At 60.9% G+C, this 15,712-nt stretch carries 14 protein-coding genes; 9 read left to right on the plus strand and 5 right to left on the minus strand.

From position 1 onward, the window contains the following. Nucleotides 1-58: 58 nt before the first annotated feature. The 3 genes from ACRWA7_RS08585 to ACRWA7_RS08595 form a co-directional block, all read right to left on the minus strand. Nucleotides 59-415, minus strand: a complete 357-nt coding sequence (locus tag ACRWA7_RS08585) for a chaperone modulator CbpM (protein WP_438392284.1) — start codon at nucleotides 413-415, stop codon at nucleotides 59-61. Nucleotides 416-421: 6 nt separating this feature from the next. Continuing rightward, nucleotides 422-1,351, minus strand: coding sequence for a DnaJ C-terminal domain-containing protein (locus ACRWA7_RS08590; protein ID WP_438392285.1), 930 nt, complete (start codon nucleotides 1,349-1,351; stop codon nucleotides 422-424). 121 nt (nucleotides 1,352-1,472) lie between these two features. Continuing rightward, entirely contained in the window at nucleotides 1,473-2,204 is a 732-nt protein-coding gene (locus ACRWA7_RS08595; RefSeq protein WP_438392286.1) for a TetR/AcrR family transcriptional regulator, read from the minus strand. 98 nt (nucleotides 2,205-2,302) lie between these two features. Between ACRWA7_RS08595 and ACRWA7_RS08600 the strand changes: the two genes are divergently transcribed. The 4 genes from ACRWA7_RS08600 to ACRWA7_RS08615 all read left to right on the plus strand — a co-directional run bounded on the left by ACRWA7_RS08600 (nucleotide 2,303) and on the right by ACRWA7_RS08615 (nucleotide 7,122). Next, nucleotides 2,303-3,439 (plus strand): HlyD family secretion protein, encoded by a 1,137-nt coding sequence (locus ACRWA7_RS08600; RefSeq protein ID WP_438392287.1) that lies wholly within the window; start codon nucleotides 2,303-2,305, stop codon nucleotides 3,437-3,439. A 2-nt stretch (nucleotides 3,440-3,441) separates the two neighbouring features. After that, entirely contained in the window at nucleotides 3,442-4,971 is a 1,530-nt protein-coding gene (locus ACRWA7_RS08605) for a DHA2 family efflux MFS transporter permease subunit (RefSeq protein ID WP_060818364.1), read from the plus strand. Further along, complete coding sequence (locus ACRWA7_RS08610) at nucleotides 4,961-6,511, plus strand: efflux transporter outer membrane subunit (protein WP_438392288.1); 1,551 nt, start codon at nucleotides 4,961-4,963, stop codon at nucleotides 6,509-6,511. The genes ACRWA7_RS08605 and ACRWA7_RS08610 overlap by 11 nt, the downstream gene beginning before the upstream one ends. 146 nt (nucleotides 6,512-6,657) lie before the next feature. Beyond that, a complete protein-coding gene (locus ACRWA7_RS08615) occupies nucleotides 6,658-7,122 on the plus strand; it encodes a ribonuclease domain-containing protein (protein ID WP_438392289.1) in 465 nt (154 codons plus the stop codon). Between the two features lie 155 nt (nucleotides 7,123-7,277). Here ACRWA7_RS08615 and ACRWA7_RS08620 read toward each other — a convergent pair whose 3' ends face one another. Then, on the minus strand, nucleotides 7,278-8,456 hold the full coding sequence (locus tag ACRWA7_RS08620; protein ID WP_438392290.1) for a polysaccharide biosynthesis/export family protein: 1,179 nt from the start codon (nucleotides 8,454-8,456) through the stop codon (nucleotides 7,278-7,280). Between the two features lie 379 nt (nucleotides 8,457-8,835). Here ACRWA7_RS08620 and ACRWA7_RS08625 point away from each other — a divergent pair, with 379 nt between their 5' ends. From ACRWA7_RS08625 to ACRWA7_RS08645, 5 genes are all read left to right on the plus strand, one after another. Continuing rightward, on the plus strand, nucleotides 8,836-9,324 hold the full coding sequence (locus ACRWA7_RS08625; protein WP_438392291.1) for a hypothetical protein: 489 nt from the start codon (nucleotides 8,836-8,838) through the stop codon (nucleotides 9,322-9,324). Nucleotides 9,325-9,773: 449 nt separating this feature from the next. Beyond that, the gene (locus ACRWA7_RS08630) at nucleotides 9,774-10,304 is read left to right on the plus strand and encodes a 2Fe-2S iron-sulfur cluster-binding protein (RefSeq protein ID WP_060818368.1); all 531 of its coding nucleotides are present in this window, start codon (nucleotides 9,774-9,776) and stop codon (nucleotides 10,302-10,304) included. Next, nucleotides 10,304-11,290: an FAD binding domain-containing protein gene (locus tag ACRWA7_RS08635; RefSeq protein WP_438392292.1), complete on the plus strand. Its 987-nt coding sequence runs from the start codon at nucleotides 10,304-10,306 to the stop codon at nucleotides 11,288-11,290. The genes ACRWA7_RS08630 and ACRWA7_RS08635 overlap by 1 nt, the downstream gene beginning before the upstream one ends. Continuing rightward, complete coding sequence (locus ACRWA7_RS08640; RefSeq protein WP_438392293.1) at nucleotides 11,290-13,605, plus strand: xanthine dehydrogenase family protein molybdopterin-binding subunit; 2,316 nt, start codon at nucleotides 11,290-11,292, stop codon at nucleotides 13,603-13,605. Before ACRWA7_RS08635 ends, ACRWA7_RS08640 begins: the two co-directional genes overlap by 1 nt. An 11-nt stretch (nucleotides 13,606-13,616) precedes the next feature. Beyond that, nucleotides 13,617-14,516 (plus strand): alpha/beta hydrolase family protein, encoded by a 900-nt coding sequence (locus tag ACRWA7_RS08645; protein ID WP_438392294.1) that lies wholly within the window; start codon nucleotides 13,617-13,619, stop codon nucleotides 14,514-14,516. Nucleotides 14,517-14,518: 2 nt separating this feature from the next. Here the strand turns inward: ACRWA7_RS08645 and ACRWA7_RS08650 are convergent, their stop codons facing one another. Beyond that, nucleotides 14,519-15,694 carry a diguanylate cyclase domain-containing protein gene (locus tag ACRWA7_RS08650; RefSeq protein WP_438392295.1) on the minus strand — a complete coding sequence of 392 codons (1,176 nt, stop codon included), beginning with the start codon at nucleotides 15,692-15,694 and terminating at the stop codon, nucleotides 14,519-14,521. Nucleotides 15,695-15,712 lie beyond the last annotated feature (18 nt).

The following is a 15,712-nucleotide window of genomic DNA, read 5'->3' on the forward strand; positions in this document are numbered from 1 at the left end:
GCACTTCATTGCGGGGAATCTGCGTGCGCGCGCAAACCGCCGTTCTGAAACGGCCGAGTTACGGCTTGCAGGACGCTTCCAGCGTGTCGCCCAGGTCGTTCTGAGCATTCCGACGCGCGAGGCGAGCGCGCAGCGTGTCGATCTGATCGAGCAGATCGAGCGCGAGCGCCACGCCTTGCGCATTCAGTTCAAGATCGCGCGTCAGCCGCTGCGCGGTGACGGCGCGGCGAAGCGAGGCGCCGCTGAACCGCCACTCCTCGATGCGCGCCCCGCGAGGTTCGAATGCGCCCTCGTCGACCCACAGCGTCACCTGGGCCTCGGATGCGCCCGTGACGTGGCACAACTCTACCAGCGTGAACTCGACATGGTCCTCGACGATATCGCCCTGCAGATAGACCGGATCGTTTTCTCTCATGATGGGTCACCCATAAAAATTCGCACGCGGGTCGAATTCGAACGCATCGCGCAACGCGGTGTAGGCCGCTTTTTTTGCTTCTGTGTCGGCGCGGGGCAGAACAATTTCGAGCACGACATAAAGATCGCCAGGCGGGTTTCCGGGAATGCCCCGTCCCTTGAGTCTCAGGCGCCGGCCGGCGCCGGACCCGGCCGGGACGGTCATGGTCACCTGGCCGGAGGGCGTCGGCACGACGACATCGGCGCCGAGCGCGGCTTCCCATGGCGCCACAGGAAGATCCAGCGTCACGTCGCGGCCATCGACGCGATACCGCTTGTCTTCCTCAAGCGTCACTTCCAGGTACAGGTCGCCCGCGGGCGCATTTCCGCTACCAGCGCCACCCTGGCCTGCAAGCCGCAGGCGCTGGCCGTCGAGAATGCCTTTCGGTATCGACACGTCGAGTGTGCGCGTTTGATAGGTGACGCGGCCGTGCTCGTCGATTTCGGGCATTTGCAGCGTGAAAGTCCGCTGTGCGCCGTTGTAGGTGTCCTCCAGACTGACCGATACCCGCGCCTGATGGTCCTCGCCACGCCAGTCGTATGACTGGGAACGCGGCGCATGGCGGTGGCGCGCGCCGAATAGATCGCCGAATAAATCGTCGGTGTCCTGCGGGCCGCCAGCGCCGTGGTATTCGAATCCGTCGCTGACATCCGGGCGCGGACGAATCTCGTCGCCGTCTTTCAAGCCCGTGCCGAGGGCGTCGAAGGCGGCGCGCTTTTCCGGATCGCGTAGCACCTGATACGCCTCGCCCACTTCCTTGAAGCGCGACTCCGCGTTCGCGTCCTTGTTCAGATCAGGGTGGTATTTGCGCGCGAGCTTGCGATGCGCAGTCTTGATTTCCGCCTCGGTCGCCGTTCGCGGCACACCCATGACCGCGTAATAATCCTTGTATTTCATGGTTTAGCCCGTTTCGTCCATTCGTTCGTCTATCCATTAGACCCATGCTGACAAGGTGACCTGCGGCCTGGCGGCAAGCCGTCCCACAAATATACAAGCATGCGGCGAAAGCGTCGAACGCTTACAGAAAAGCGTTTAGCGCGCCGGCGGCGGTGAACAGGGCGACCGTTTGTTTCACGTGCAAACGGATGTCGCCGCGGACCACGTCAAGATCTTCTCCCATCAGGCCGCGCATGAGCATGGGCGAGACGATCGCATCGAGAAGCTGGGTTGCAAGAACGTGCGCCTGCCGCGTGCTCGCGGCTTGTGCGCGGGTATCGTGCACGCGCCCGGAATGCCGGGCGATCATGCTCGCCACCGCTTCGATTGCGCGCGAGCGGCCGGCGTCGCTCGTTAATTTTGCCAGCGATGGAAACCGCGGCGCGTCCGCGACCACCATTCTGATCAGCCCGATTACCTCGTCGCTCAACAATCGCGTGACGAGCGTTTGCGTCACGGAAACCAGCCGCTGCGAGAGTTCCGCCGATTGCGGCGCTTCATACACGAGCCGCAGGCTGCGTTCGCAGTTTCGCTTGACGACTTCGGAAAAGAGCGCCTCCTTGCCGCTGTAACGGCTGTAGAGCGTTGCCTTGCCCGCGCCCGCCGCTTCGGCAATACGTTCAAGGGACGCTCCGCCAAAACCGTGCTGCAAGAACATGGCAGTGGCGGCATCGAGAATGCGCTCTTCCACATCGCCCGCCATGGCATTCGACGGCCGGCCTTTCTTGCGGGAGAAGATCGACCTGATCGGGCAGGGATCGGCATCGGCATCGGCATTTTTCGGAATGCGGCTCACAACGGTTCCTCGGTGCATGTCATGTTTTCAGCCAGGATTATCGCAGGCTTTTTTAATGAAACGATACCGTTCCGTTCTATTGTAGAATGCATCTCAATATTGTTTTGGAGAATGCAATGGCCGGAAGTGAAAGCGAAAACAGCACGCCCTCCGGCGATCAGAAGGCGGACGGCGACGAGGCGCAGTCGAGGCCGCAAGCAAAGGGGCAGGAACAGGAAAACAGCAAGCCCATGAGTCCCCGGCGCAAGCGCATGAATGCGGTTATCGGCGGGGTGGTGTTGCTGGTTTGCGTGGCCGCGGGCGTGGCTTACTGGCTGCATAGCCGGCATTACGAAAGCACGGACGACGCGTTTATCGACAGTAATCAAAGTCAGATCGCGTCGCAGGTGAGCGGACGGGTCATCGAACTGCTTGTTGCGGATAATCAGCATGTCGAAAAGAACCAGCCGCTTTTGCGTATCGACCGGCGCGACTATGAAGTGAAGCTCGAACAGGCCGAGGCGCAAGAAGCGAACGCCATTGCGCAAGTCGCGCAGGCGCGCGCCGACCTGCTTTACCAGACGGCGAGCCTCGCACAGCAGACATCGCAAGTGCGCGTGGTGCAAGCCGACCTGACGCAGGCGCAGCAGGATCTGGCGCGATACACCGGAACAGACCCGGCTGCCATCACGCGCCAGCAACTGGAACAAAGCCAGGCAACGACCAAGAGCGCGCTCGCCCGGCTCGACAGCGCGAAGCAGGCGGTTCAGGCGGGCGAGGCGCAGGTTGCATCGCAGAAAACCAAGATCGACGCCGCACTGGCTTCCGTGCGCCAGACCCATGCCGACGTCGACAACGCGAAGCTGCAACTGAGCTACACGGAAGTGCTCGCCCCGCAAGCCGGGAAGATCACGCGCCGCACGGTGAATCTTGGCAACTACGTCACGCCGGGTCAGGCGCTGGTCGCGGTCGTGCCCGACGAGATGTGGGTCACCGCCAACTTCAAGGAAACGCAGCTCGTGCACATGAACGTGGGACAAGCGGTCGATGTCACCGTCGATGCGTATCCGGACAACGTCCTTCACGCGCACGTGGAGAGTTTGCAACGCGGGACCGGCTCCGTCTTCAGCAGCCTGCCCGCGGAAAACGCGACGGGCAACTATGTGAAGGTCGTGCAGCGCCTGCCCGTGAAGATCGTCTTCGATGGCGACGCCTGGCGCCACTTGCCGCTTGCGCCCGGCCTGTCGGTCAGCCCGCGCGTGACGGTGAGATAAGCATGGCAACCACTCACGCAGCGTTGCCAAGGTCGGCAGCGGGGCCGTTCAACCCTTGGCTGATCGCGGTCATCGTGTCGATCGCGACCTTCATGGAAGTGCTCGACACGACCATCGCGAACGTGGCGCTTCGGCATATTGCTGGTGGCTTGGGCGCGAGTCTCGACCAGAGCACGTACATCACGACCAGTTATCTGGTGAGCAACGCGATTGTCCTGCCCATCAGCGGATGGCTTGCGAACGTGATCGGCCGCAAGCGCTTTTACATGATCTGCGTGCTGCTGTTCACGCTCAGTTCGGTGGCGTGCGGGTTCGCCACGTCATTGCCGATGATGATCGTGTTCCGTGTCCTGCAAGGTCTCGGCGGCGGTGGCCTGGCGCCTGTCGAACAAAGCATCTTTGCCGACACCTTCACGCCGGAAAAACGTGCGATGGCGTTCGCGCTGTACGGCTTTACCGTTGTCACCGCGCCCGCCATCGGACCTATGCTCGGCGGCTGGATCACGGAGAACTATTCGTGGCACTGGGTGTTCCTGATCAATTTGCCCGTGGGCCTTGTGTCGCTGGTACTGACGTGGATGTTCGTAAGTGACAGCAAGCTCGTGCAGCAGGAACGGCGCGCGTTGCTCGACAAGGGATTGCGGATCGACTATCTCGGCTTCTTTTTAGTGGCTGCAGGTTTCGGCTGCCTGCAGATCGTGCTCGACAAGTTCGAGCGTGAGGACGGGTTTTCATCGAACTTCATTTGTTCGTTCGCGGCGGTCTCCGCGGCCGCGCTTGTTGCGCTCGTCATCCGCGAATTAACGGTCGCGCAGCCGATTGTGAATCTGCGGCTGTTCAAGTCGCGCGCGTTCGCGATCAGTTGCAGCGTGATGTTCGCGTTCGGTTTCATCATCAACAGCACCACGCAGATCCTGCCGCAATTCACGCAGGAATTGCTGGGCTACGACGCAACCAATGCGGGCCTGACGCTTGGCCTTGGCGGTCTCGTCACGCTGTTTTTCATGCCGATAGCCGGCGTGGTGACCGGCCGCGTGTTCCAGCCGAAATGGCTTGTCATGATGTCGCTCGCGGGAACCGGGGTTGCACTGCTTCATACCTCCGGACTCGATCTGAACATCGGGTTCTGGGATGTATCGCTGTCGCGGCTTTATCAGGTCATCTGGCTGCCGTTTCTCTTCATCCCGCTTTCGACCGTGCAGTTCATCGGCATTCCACCCGAAGAAAACAATAACGCGTCGGCGCTGATCAACATGATGCGCAATCTGGGCGGCAGTTTCGGCGTGTCGCTCGTGACCACGCAGCTTGCGTGGCGGGATCAGTTTCATCATGCAAGGCTTGCCGAGCACGTCACGCCGTATAACGGCTTTGTCAATTCGCTCGGATCGATTGCCGGAAGGCTGGAGCAGCAGGCGTCTGTCATGAGTTATCTCGACGTGTTCATCATGCTGGGCGTGATCTCGCTCGTGCTATGTCCCATTTGTTTGTTGTTGCCGAAGCTGCCGAAGGGGGCACAGGTCAATGCGCATTGATTATCGATGGATTCCGTTTATCGCTTTCCTTTCTGCCTGCACGATGGGCCCCGAGTTCCAGCGTCCCGCTTTGCAAACGCCAGCGCAATGGTCGGACACGCCGGCCTCGACCGATGCCGTCCGTTCGGTCGCGGTGCCCGAACCCATCGATCCGCTGTGGTGGAACAGTTTCGGCGATCCTGTCTTGACTGGGCTGGTCACGCGCGCGATTGAAAGCAACCTGGACATCAAGGTCGCGGCGGCGCGGGTTGCCGAGTCGCGCGCGCAACTTGGGCAAGCGAAGGCGGACGCGTTCCCAACGCTGAACGGCAACGCGTCTTACACGCGCGAGCTTCAGAGCGCCGATGGCGTTATCGGTCTGCTCGGCGGCAGCGGATCGCCTTCGGCCACCGATACAAACGGTCTGGGCGGACGGCAAGGCGGCGTGCCGACGCAATCCACAGGAAGCGCGCTGCCGCCATTCAACCTGTTCCAGTATGGTTTCGATGCATCGTGGGAACTCGATCTCTGGGGCCGCGTAAGGCGCACGGCGGAAAACGCGAGCGCGACCGTCGATGCTCAGAATGAAGCGCGGCACGATGCGATCGTGTCGACGGCAGCAGAAGTCGCTCGCGATTACCTGAACCTGCGCGGCACGCAGGAGAAGCTGCGCATTACGCGGGAGAATCTGGAGTTCGCGCAGCGCACCGTGCAACTCACTAACGAGCGCGCGAAACACGGGCTCGCCACGGATCTGGATGTTGCCAATGCGCAGAGCCAGGCCGAGTCGAATGCCGCCGATATTCCGCAGGAAGAGCAGCAGGAAGCCAGGCTGATCAACGCCATTGGCGTATTGCTCGGCGAGTATCCGCAAGCGCTCGCGGCGCAGTTGAAACCGGCGTTGAGTGTGCCCATGACGCCGCCGCGCGTGCCGATCGGGCTTTCATCCGAACTGGCGCGGCGCAGGCCGGACATCCGCGAGGCCGAAGCACAGCTTCACGCGGCGACGGCAAGTATTGGTGCGGCGAAGGCGGATTTCTTCCCAAAGATCACGTTGTCGGGCAGTGTCGCGATTCAGGCTACGCAATTTACGAATCTGGGTAGCTGGGGCGCGCGCAGTTACAGCGCGGGGCCGAGTCTTTCGATTCCCATTTTCGAGGGCGGCCGCCTGCGGGCGACGCTCGCGCTGCGTGAAGCGCAGCAGCAGGAAGCGGCGATCACGTATCGCAAGACGGTGTTATCGGCGTTTCAGGAAGTCGATGACGCGCTCACCGGCTTCGCGTCCGAACAACGCCGGCGGGACAGGCTGGACGCGAGCGTGCAGGCGTCCAGGCGCGCGCTGGATATCGCAAACAAGCGCTATGTTCGCGGGCTGTCGAATTATCTCGATGTGCTGACAGCGCAAAAAACATTACTGACGAACGAGCAGCAATGGGTCGACAGCACGGCGACGGTATCGACGAATCTTGTCTCGTTGTACAAGGCGCTGGGCGGCGGATGGGACGTGGAGCGCGCCGGGTATGCAAGCCGCGCGGCGCCGGAACTGGCCGGGCGGGAGTGAATTCGACCGGTTTCAATCGCGCACAGCCTGCAGCCGCGTTTTCCCGGAGCCGTCCAGGCCGGCCGAACGTTGATTCGCCCAGCCATTAGCGATACTCTTGGATCGTTCGTGGTCGTCGAGTGCGGGTCAACCTGGAGATGACGTTTGTGAAACGCGCATGGGCTTTCTCCTGCATCCTCACCTTGAGCGCGATCCTCGGCGGATGCGGCAAGGACGGATCGCGAAACGCTACGACTCAGGCTTCAGATGCGTCCGCGAGTCAGGCGCCGGCGCAGCCTGTTAGTGCCGTACCCGCAGCATCGGGCGTGCAAGCGCAGGGCGCGCTGGCCGTTATCGGCAAGGCGCAGCTTCCCGGCGAAGCAGCCGAGACATTGCGTCTGATCAAAGCGGGAGGCCCGTTCCCTTTCGGCGAAGACGGTGTCCTGTTTCGCAACAGCGCGTCATTGCTGGCGCAGCATCCGCGCGGATATTACCACGCGTACACCGTTCGTACGCCCGGCCTCGCGGATCGCGGGCAGCGCCGCATCGTATGCGGCGGACCACGCAAGCAGACCAGTGACTGCTACTACACTGAAGACTACTACGCCAGTTTCAAACGTATTTCGGAATAAGCTGGTCAAGCGCGCGTGCGACCGCGCAGCGCGTCCCGGCGCAATGCGGGACCCCTTGGCAGTGCTCGTGGTTCAAGTCACCAATGCGCTGCCGGCTCCGCTTGGCAGCAAGGTGTCCGAATCAAACTCGATTGGGCCGGAGCGCGCGGCCAAGATTATTTGGTAACGATCGCGCCAGTCAGGCCCGCGTTGATGGCTGGCAGGAACAGGTTCAACACGCGGTTCGCACGGACAAGGCCGCTGTTGTCGACGTAGACAACGTCCTTCGATTCCAGCGGGAACTGATTGGCGAGCAGCATGGAAACCGGCGAACGCGCATCAAGCCGATAAATCACCGGCGTGTCGCCCGCGTTCGAGCGCAGCACGAACAGTTGCTTTGGATTCGACGTTTCCTGGTTGAGCTGGCCCGCCTGCGCGAGCGCCTCGGCAAGCGTAAGCGTGCCGTCGCGCAGCGGCGGAACCGGGGACGGCTTGTTGACTTCACCCATCACGTAGACGGTGTTGTCTTCACGCGCATCCACATGCAGCATGTCGCCCGGCTGCAGCATGATGTCGGCGGGGTTTTTGCCGTTCTTCATCATCTGTGCGACGTTGACCGGATAGGCCGTGCCATTGCGCGTGATCGTCACGCGGCTTTGGTCGGCGGTCGGTGCAAAGCCACCGGCGCGGTTCACTGCTTCGGTGAGCGTCATCGGAATGTCGTTGACGGTCTGCGCGCCGGGTGCGCGCACGTCGCCATCAACATAGACCTGCGACGACCGGAAAGACGCCACGCGAACCGTGACCTGCGGCTTCACGAACACCTTGCTCAGCTCGCTGTTTATTTCGCGCTGGATTTGCTGGGCAGTCTTGCCCGATGCATGGATTGAACGGTCCACGTATGGAAACTGGATGTTCCCGTCGCTATCGACGACGAAGCCGGGCGCGGCATCCGACGGCTTGGTGTTCTGCGCCGGCTGGCCGACTGCAGCCGCGAGTTCGGGGTGGTCCCACACCGTGATCTGCAGCACGTCGCCCGGTCCCAGCTTGTAGCCAGTCGGTTTTGCGAACAAACCGAGCTGGCTCGCCTTGTCCATGTTTTTCTGTTCGGCGCGAATCTGGCGGATCAGCGTCAAATCGATCTGCTTGATCGGGATCTGGATGTCGCTCGTTGCGTCACCGTTGTCGGCGCTCGTGACAGGCAGCGCAGCCGGTTCGATCATGTGCTGGCCTGGAGCCAGCGCGCATGCGGACAGCATTGCGGCGATCGCGAGGGAGAGGGCTACACGCGTTCCCGGCATGACACTAACGTTTTTGTTTGGCGCTGTTGCATCGAATAATTGCTCGGTGTTCATCGATTGTTCCCTACCGTGATTAGCATTGGTGCGGCGCAAAACCGGAGTCTAACAAACGATGTTTCAAACTCGATCCGAATTTTAATTTCGTTACATTGTCACGGTAAGCTAAGAACGAGTCGGTAACAGGATCGTGATCGAACGGGAAGCGACAGAAATGTTGAAGAGCGAGCTTCGATTTATTGCGTAAGACATCGGTCGGCTAATTTAAATGTCCAGGCAGGCTGGCATTCCGTGTTGCCGGTTTTTTCTCTATGCGGCCAGGACTATCGTGTTGCAAGAGCTGCCATGCGAGCATGGTCGTGTACGCGTTGTAATGCGGAGAACTAATGGGAGTTGCCGAAATCGGTTGCCATTGCAAAGCACAGGGATTTATTTTATGGAAGCCGCTGTGCTCACACTCCAAATCATTCAAGAAAAGCTAAAGCAGTTGCAGGCGCAGGCCTACACAATCATCGCGAGAAAGGCGGAATCGGCGTTATACGAGGTTCGCTGTTTAATGATCAAACACCGACTGATAAACCAGGGTGTCGAGGAAAAACCGGATCTGAAGCAAAAGCAGCGGGTAACGCAATCCGTTACCGGAAAATCTTCTCCGATAACGGACCGCACTCGCTTAACGGCAACGGTGCTCCCAATGATGATGAACGCGGACTTTATGGCAATCGCGATGATGATGGTATGGCGCGGCGGACGCCGGCACGATGGTGGCCATGGTTACTGCTGCGGTGGCAAGCGCGAGTATCAGGGTTTTCATATAACACCGGTAAGAGGTCGAAGAACATATGAAGCAGGGCATGCTGATGGTCACGGCGTGACAAGCGTGATAACGGCAAACGCAGCAGGTTCTAAAGGGATCATCAAGTGAATCGCCGCCCGTTCTATTTACTATCCAGGATGCCGAAAAGCGGCCATGACACCTTGCGGTTTAGCCACGCGCGTACGGGTTTTGCAAAAAGATATTTCTTACAATTAGTCAGACGAGATAGCACAGCAAGATTCTGGCGTAGCGAACCAAGCGAATCCACGAATCCATGCAGGGTCGCCCGCAGCGGCCGGTCTCCGCAAAAAAGCTTGCAGCATCGGCTGGACGGTCCGGGAATTGCTGAGTCCCAAAGCTGGGTTTAGCACGCTTAAACATGCAAAACGGGTTACTTGCCGACCCCGTCTGGTTCCGGGCGAAATCACAGGTTCGTTTGGCGCCCGCGCCGAGGTGCACACCAGCACGGCGATCACGCCAACGCGTATGAGCGATTGTTTGGGCAACCGCTCGAACGCATCAACCGCAGCGCCAACCTACTCTGAAGGGAGCGAGCAATGCATTTCGTCATTAATGGCAACCCGCTAGAACTGGAATTCGATCCTAGGACATCGCTTCTCGATTTGCTCCGCGAACAGCGTCACCTCTTCGGCGCCAAAAAGGGATGCAATCAAGGCGCCTGCGGCGCATGCACGGTGCTTGTCAATGGAACGCGTATCAACAGTTGCCTTGCCCTGGCTATGCAGTATTCGGACTGCGAGATCACCACAATCGAAGGACTGGGCGCACCGGGCGAGCTTCATCCCCTGCAGGCAGCCTTCGTGGAACATGACGGTTTTCAATGTGGCTACTGTACCCCGGGGCAGATTTGCTCGGCTGTCGGCATGATTCACGAATTGAAGTGCGGCGTGCCCAGCCATGTCAGCGAGGACGTGGCCGCGGAAGCGTTCGAGCTGACCGATACCGAACTGCGCGAACGAATGAGCGGCAACCTGTGCCGCTGTGGCGCTTATAACGGCATTGTCGACGCGATCCAGGATACGTTCGGCGAGGAACAAACCGAGCCCAGCACGCGCGAGGCCGCCTGATGAACCCCTTTACATATGAACGGGCATCGGACCCGCAAGCAGCGCTGATGCTTGGCGCTCAAGCCAATGCCAAATATCTGGGTGGCGGCACCAACCTTGTTGACCTGATGCGCGAGACTATCGAGCATCCGTCGGTATTGGTCGACGTAACAGGTCTATCGTGTGCAATCGAAGATTCGGACGATGGCGGCCTGCGTATCGGCGCCGGCGTCAGGAACACCGCGGCAGCGGCCGACCGGCGGGTACGCGAGCGCTACCCGGTATTGTCGGAGGCTATTCTGGCGGGTGCCTCGGCCCAGATCCGCAACATGGCGACGATGGGCGGCAACCTGATGCAGCGCACTCGCTGCGGTTATTTCTATGACGATGCCGCCCACTGCAATAAACGCTCGCCGGGAACGGGCTGCGATGCCCTGGAAGGCTTCAACAGGATGCACGCCATTCTCGGCGCGTCTGACGCCTGCGTCGCCACGTATCCCTCCGATATGGCCGTCGCGCTGGCTGCCCTCGATGCAGTCGTGACGCTGACGGGACGCAACGGCGCACGCAATGTTCCGCTGGTCGATTTCCACGTGCTGCCGGGCCAGACGCCGCAGATCGAAACGGTGCTGGAACAAGGCGAGTTGATCACCGCCGTGACGTTGCCGCCCGGCGTGCGAGGCCGTTCAAGTTATCGCAAGGTGCGTGACCGCGCTTCTTATGCATTTGCCTTGATTTCGGTGGCGGCGATTCTCGAAGTGCAGGACGGCGTCGTGGCGAACGTGCGTATCGCGCTGGGCGGTGTCGCCCACAAACCGTGGCGCGCGAATGCGGCTGAGGCGGCGCTCAAAGGCGCTCCGGCGACTGAGGAGGCGTTCCGCGTGGCGGCGCAGGCGGAGCTCGCTCCCGCACGAGGCCTTCGCGACAACGCCTTCAAGATCGAACTCGCCCGGCGCGTGATCACCGACACGCTGGTCAAACTGTCGGCCCTCAAGGAGAACCGCTAATGCCTATCTTCAAAGAAGCCGTGCAAGCGGTAATGAAAAAGGCCATTGCGCTTGCCCCTGACAGCTTTATTCCCGGCGGCAAGCCAGACCCGCTGATTCTGCATAAGCATGGGCTGATCGGTGCATCGGTAAGCCGTATCGACGGGCCGTTGAAGGTCTCCGGCCGTGCGACCTTCGCCGCCGAGTTTCCGCTGGAGGGCATGACTTACGCAGCATTGAAGTATTCGTCGATTGCGTGCGGGCGGATTGCGGATATCGATACCGCCGCCGCCGAAGCTGCGCCAGGCGTCGCACTGGTGATGACCTACCGGAACGCGCCCCGCCTCAAGCCCATGCCCGCGTTCATGACCAAGCCCAAGGCGGCGGGCGGCGACAACCTGCCGATCATGCAGGACGACCAGATTCACTGGAACGGCCAGCCGGTCGCGCTGGTGCTGGCCGGGACGCAGGAGCAGGCCGACCACGCGCAGTCCCTGATCCGCGTGACCTACGAGACGGGAAGCGACGGCGTGACCTCGCTGGACGCGGCGAAGGCAAATGGTTCGGAGCCCGGAGTATTCCAGGGCGAACCGCTGAAGCTTGAAATCAAGGATGCCGAGGCTATGCTGGCTGCGGCGCCCTACAAGATCGACGTGCGCTATACGACCCCGCGTCACAACCACAATCCCATCGAACTGCATGCGGCAACGCTCGCATGGCAGGGGGACGAACTGCGCATCCACGATACCGTGCAGGCGGTCGCTCACGAAGCGTGGACCATGGCGGAGGTATTCGGTATCGACGAGAAGAACGTGCATGTCACTTCGCCCTACGTTGGCGGCGGCTTTGGGTCGAAGACCGTGTGGCAGCATCAGGTGTTGGCTGCCGCCGCCGCAAGGCTCGCGCAGCGACCCGTGCGGATCATGTTGTCCCGGGAAGGCGTGTTCCGCATTGTAGGCGGCCGTACGCTCACGGAACAACGCGTGGCGCTCGGCGCCCAGGCCGATGGCACGCTGGACGCACTGATCCACACCGGCACGGTTGCGATGACGCCGCACAACAACATGCCTGAGCCTTTCATCCTGCCGGCCAAGAGCGCCTACGCTTCGCGAAGCTTTCTGCTCGACGTGGAGACCGTCAGGATGAACATGACGGCCAACACCTTCATGCGGGCGCCGGGGGAAGCGGTCGGCACCTTTGGGCTGGAATCGGGTATCGACGAACTCGCTCACGCCATGAAGATGGATCCCATCGAATTGCGTCTCAGGAATGAACCGGAGAAAGATCCGACGACGGGGTTGCCGTTCTCGCAGCGCGGTATTGTCGATGCGTGGAAATCCGGCCGCGAACGCTTCGGCTGGGAAGCGCGCGGCGAGCCGGGAACCCGGCGCGATGGCGACTGGCTGGTCGGTCTGGGCTGTGCCACGGGGACTTATCCGTATTATCGGATGCCGGGTGGCGCGGCACGGATTACGCTGACCGACAAAGGGCGGGCCACTGTCAGCATCGCCGCGCACGAAATGGGCATGGGTACAGCGACCGCTCATAGCCAGATTGCCGCCGAGCGGCTCGGGCTCACCATGGACGACATCGACTTCGGATACGCCGACTCCAGATTGCCGGGCGTGGTGCTCGCGGGCGGCTCGCAACAGACGGCGGCCATCGGCGCTGCCGTCATTGCCGCCCATCACAAGCTTGTGAGGGAACTGCTCCGGTTCGCCGGCAACAGTTCGCCGCTTTCCGGGCTTTTGCCCGATGACGTTGGCGGCAGGGACGGCGGTTTGTGCGCGCTGGACGATGAGAGCCGGTTCGAAACCTACAGCGCCATACTGGCTCGCGCCAGGCAAAAGGAGGTCACTGTTGAGGCAGAAGCGCCGATGCCGTTCGAATTGCAACACTGGTCCATGCACAGCCACAGCGCGCTCTTCTGCGAGGTGCGGGTCAACGCCGTCACCGGCGAGGTTCGCGTGTCGCGCTTCCTTGGTTCGTTCGACTGCGGCCGGATCATCAATGCGAAGATGGCTGCGAGCCAGTTTCGCGGCGGCATCATCATGGGGCTGGGCCTTGCATTGATGGAAGAAAGCGAGTTCGACGAGAGGACCGGGCGTGTAATGAATCCATCGCTTGCGGACTATCACGTGCCTGTTCACCTTGACGTGCCGAAGATCGACATCATATGGGGCGAGGAAGCAGATCCTCACACGCCGATGGGCGCGCGCGGCGTGGGTGAGATTGGAATCACCGGCGTGGGCGCGGCGGTTGCCAATGCCGTATTCAACGCTACGGGCAGGCGCGTTCGCGATCTTCCCATCACGTTGGACAAGGTGATGGGTTAGCGCTCGAATCAATGCCCTATCGACGCTTCGTCCGCTTGTTGTTCGTGATCGCCGCCGCCTTGTGCGTCGGACCCCTTTGCGCAGAGCCGCTGCATCTACAGGACTATCTCGCAATGCACGGGCGCTCCGCCGACGAGCATGTTGCGTACGGTCCTGCTTCGTCGCAATTCGTCGAACTGTTTCGCGCGCGCGGCAGCGGTCCATTTCCGGTGGTCGTGCTGGTACACGGCGGCTGCTGGGCGCGTCAATACGGCGGCTTGCGGCAGATCGCTCCCCTCGCCAGCGCACTTGCCGATAAGGGCTGGATGGTATGGAGTATTGAATATCGAGGTATTGACGAAGAGGGTGGCGGGTTTCCCGGAACGTATCTCGATGTCGCGCAAGCGCTGCAAAGACTCTCGGGCGAAGCGTCACGCTTGAATATCGATCTTTCCCGAATAGTCGTGGTTGGGCATTCGGCGGGCGCACAGCTCGCGCTATGGGCTGCTGCGCGACACCGGATTGCGACGGGCAGTGCGCTTTATTCGGCCACTCCGATGCGTTTGCCAACTGTGATCGGACTTGGCGCGCTGCCTGACTTGAAAGATGCCGGAGACATCAGGCGGGCATGTGGCGTGAACGCCGTCGCGTTGACGGGTAAGCCGCAACCTGGCCGCGAGGAAGTATTTGCCGACACCTCGCCGCAAAGCATGTTGCCCATAGGTTCGGAAATGATCTTGATCAACGGCGAGCTCGACAGCGTAGCGCCGCCGGCAATCGCAAAACATTTCGCAAACGATGCGCGGCGCGCAGGCGACAGCATTCGTTACATCGAAGTCCCCAACGCCAGCCATTACGATGAGGTATCGATTGATTCCCCGGTTTGGCCTGTCTTGTTCAGAACAATCCAGACGTCCTTCTCCAGCCGTTGATTTCAGGCAGCCGAGCTGCTTGCACTGGACTGTGCCAACTCGAGCCGGTTACCGCCCAGCGATTTCGCACTGTATAACGCCTGGTCGGCCTCGGCCAACAAGTCGGCAAGGGTGGACGCTTCGCTTCCAAACTGTGCCAGACCAATGCTGACCGTGGCCTGTATCCCGGTTCCGTTGACGTGGTGAGAGATCGTCTCGGCGAAACGCCTAACAATGGCCTCGCCCATTTCCTTGGCGCGGACGCTGTCGTGTCCAGGCAGCAGCGCAGCAAATTCTTCTCCACCCAGGCGCGCAAGAATTGCCTTGGAACCGATCACGCTCCGGGCAACGTCGCTAAATGACTTCAGGATCTGGTCTCCCGTCCCGTGACCGTATCGATCATTGATCGCCTTGAAGCGGTCGAGGTCGAAGGCAAGAAGTGAAATGGGCCGGGATGATTGGCCGTCGCGAATGGCACGCGCGCTCTCTTCGAAGAACCATCTGCGATTGCCGAGGCCCGTTAAATAATCCGTTTGCGATTCCTGCACAAGCTGGCCATGCGCTTCCTCGCGGATGAGCGTGAGCAGGGTCATCGGCAAGATAACCGAATACAGCACGCCCTCATACATTGTGATCTTGCTGAGCAGCAATAGGAAATCATGTCCGTACAGTGTCGCCAGCCAAGGCAAAACGAGTGCCCGGGCGGCGTAGAACAGCGCATGTCCGCCCGACACCAGCATGGCGATGCTGCGCGATTGCAACCCTTTCATCCCGTCGCTTCGCAGCAGTTCGCGCGATGTCATGCCGCAAGCCAACGCAATTGGAATCGCGCTTGCGTAGTTCCAGATGGCATCCTGCCACTGCGCGCCTCCAGCGGCCCACGTCAGCGCCATTACGGCGAGCAGGCCGATCGAACTTGCGCGGTATTGCCGTGCGTTCAGCGACGCGACGCCGTGCAGAATCAACAGGTAGCCGGAAAGAATGACGAGGTTGCTGAAGGCCGAGCCTGTCGCGCCGGGAAGGTCGCGGCGCCACGTCGCCACCGCGCAGCCAACTGCAAGCGTCGCATATCCCGCTGCCAGTATCTTCAACTCCTTGTTGCGCCTTGGATTTATTCGGCGTTCCCAAAGCGTCAGCGCAGAACTGGCGAAAAGCGTTCCAATTGCAAGCAGATAAAGGGTAAGAAGATCGACATGCATTGGTGATGTAGTAGCGCA

This window comes from Caballeronia sp. DA-9 (assembly GCF_051615025.1).
GTDB lineage: Bacteria > Pseudomonadota > Gammaproteobacteria > Burkholderiales > Burkholderiaceae > Caballeronia > Caballeronia sordidicola.